Origin of the sequence: Mesorhizobium sp. M8A.F.Ca.ET.021.01.1.1 (assembly GCF_003998025.1) — a bacterium.
GTDB lineage: Bacteria > Pseudomonadota > Alphaproteobacteria > Rhizobiales > Rhizobiaceae > Mesorhizobium.
In genome coordinates, this window is record NZ_RZSJ01000269.1 from 1 (window position 1) to 2,500 (window position 2,500).

A 2,500-nucleotide genomic window follows, 5' to 3' on the forward strand; every position below is an offset into this window, starting at 1 on the left:
ATTTAAAGAAAGCGTAACAGCTCACTGGTCTAAATAAGGGTCTTTGCGCCGAAAATGTAACGGGGCTAAAGCCATACACCGAAGCTTAGGGTTCGTAGCAATACGAGCGGTAGCGGAGCGTTCTGTAAGCTGATGAAGCCATACCCGTGAGGGGTGGTGGAGGTATCAGAAGTGCGAATGCTGACATGAGTAACGTAAGGGGAGTGAGAGACTCCCCCGCCGAAAGACCAAGGGTTCCTGCTTAAAGCTAATCTGAGCAGGGTTAGCCGGCCCCTAAGACGAGGCGGAAACGCGTAGTCGATGGGAACCACGTTAATATTCGTGGGCTTGGAGGTAGTGACGGATCATTGAGGTAGTCCAATCTTATCGGATTGAACGGGCTGCTGCGTGGTTCCAGGAAATAGCTCCTCCTTATAAACCGTACCCGAAACCGACACTGGTGGTCTGGTAGAGTATACCAAGGCGCTTGAGAGAACTATGCTGAAGGAACTCGGCAAATTGCACGCGTAACTTCGGAAGAAGCGTGACCCTTTTCCACGCAAGTGGAGGAGGGTGGCACAGACCAGGGGGTAGCGACTGTTTATCAAAAACACAGGGCTCTGCGAAGTCGCAAGACGACGTATAGGGTCTGACGCCTGCCCGGTGCTGGAAGGTTAAGAGGAGGGGTGCAAGCTCTGAATCGAAGCCCCAGTAAACGGCGGCCGTAACTATAACGGTCCTAAGGTAGCGAAATTCCTTGTCGGGTAAGTTCCGACCTGCACGAATGGCGTAACGACTTCCCCGCTGTCTCCAGCATAGACTCAGTGAAATTGAATTCCCCGTGAAGATGCGGGGTTCCTGCGGTTAGACGGAAAGACCCCGTGCACCTTTACTATAGCTTTACATTGGCATTCGTAGTGGCATGTGTAGGATAGGTGGTAGGCTTTGAAACCTGGGCGCCAGCTCAGGTGGAGCCACCCTTGAAATACCACCCTTATTACTATGGATGTCTAACCGCGGCCCGTTATCCGGGTCCGGGACAATGTATGGTGGGTAGTTTGACTGGGGCGGTCGCCTCCTAAAGAGTAACGGAGGCGCGCGATGGTGGGCTCAGAACGGTCGGAAATCGTTCGCTGAGTGCAATGGCATAAGCCTGCCTGACTGCGAGACTGACAAGTCGAGCAGAGACGAAAGTCGGTCATAGTGATCCGGTGGTCCCGCGTGGAAGGGCCATCGCTCAACGGATAAAAGGTACGCCGGGGATAACAGGCTGATGACCCCCAAGAGTCCATATCGACGGGGTTGTTTGGCACCTCGATGTCGACTCATCGCATCCTGGGGCTGGAGCAGGTCCCAAGGGTATGGCTGTTCGCCATTTAAAGCGGTACGTGAGTTGGGTTCAGAACGTCGTGAGACAGTTCGGTCCCTATCTGCCGTGGGTGTAGGAATATTGAAAGGATCTGTCCCTAGTACGAGAGGACCGGGATGGACGGATCTCTGGTGGACCTGTTGTGGCGCCAGCCGCATAGCAGGGTAGCTATATCCGGACGGGATAACCGCTGAAGGCATCTAAGCGGGAAACCCACCTTAAAACGAGTATTCCCTGAGAACCGTGGAAGACGACCACGTTGATAGGCCGGGTGTGGAAGAGCGGCAACGCTTGAAGCTTACCGGTACTAATAGTTCGATCGGCTTGATCGTTCTCATTCCTTATGTCCATCTGACTTCGTCAGATGGTTTGTTCTCACTCACGCTTGTTCCGCCCTGCGGGCGGCGCTACGTGGGTGCGGCGCACAAGCGCCGACGGTCGGTCGACCTTGCGAAGCTTCGCTTCGAAAGGCGCCAGGCTAAAAGAACTCCAAAGGCACAAAAAACAGCTTCTCGAATAACGTGCGTTTTGCCGACCTGGTGGTTATGGCGGAGCGGCTGCACCCGATCCCATTCCGAACTCGGCCGTGAAACGCTCCAGCGCTGATGGTACTTCGTCTCAAGACGCGGGAGAGTAGGTCGCTGCCAGGTCTGCTAAACGCACGTTTTATGTGTCACATCCTACTTTCCAAAAATCGAAGCCGGTTTTTGGGTCGAGGCGATGAAATCTTCTCTGAACATGGCCCGCCAACGGGAAACACGGGCCGCGTAAGCGGCCCTTTCATTTGGCGGACAAACCTCTCGCAAGCTCTCGCTTGCAAATCGGTGGCGCGGGGTGGAGCAGCCCGGTAGCTCGTCAGGCTCATAACCTGAAGGTCACAGGTTCAAATCCTGTCCCCGCAACCAAATACAAATGAGCCCGCCATCGTGCGGGCTCTTTTGTATTTTGCCGTGGTCGCCAGCGATTCGAACCTGTCATCAGCGGCCCGCAAGCAGGCCAAGCCGACGCCGCAGGACCGATAACTCAAATCCTATCCCCAAAACCAAATTAAACCGCCCGCCAGAATCAAACCCGGAGGGCCGTTTTGCGTTCGAACCAGCCGCCATCGATCTTAGCCATCATCAGCACGCAAAGACGGCAGCCAACCACCGG

1 tRNA gene and 2 rRNA genes are annotated in these 2,500 nt (G+C 55.0%); all 3 read left to right on the forward strand.

Features of this window, described 5'->3' with window-relative positions:
* A 23S ribosomal RNA gene (locus EOA36_RS20255) occupies positions 1–1,680 on the forward strand; the annotation flags it as partial.
* A 203-nt stretch (positions 1,681–1,883) separates the two neighbouring features.
* Positions 1,884–1,998, forward strand: a 5S ribosomal RNA gene (gene rrf, locus EOA36_RS20260).
* 178 nt (positions 1,999–2,176) lie between these two features.
* Positions 2,177–2,253 (forward strand) — tRNA-Met (locus EOA36_RS20265).
* Positions 2,254–2,500 lie beyond the last annotated feature (247 nt).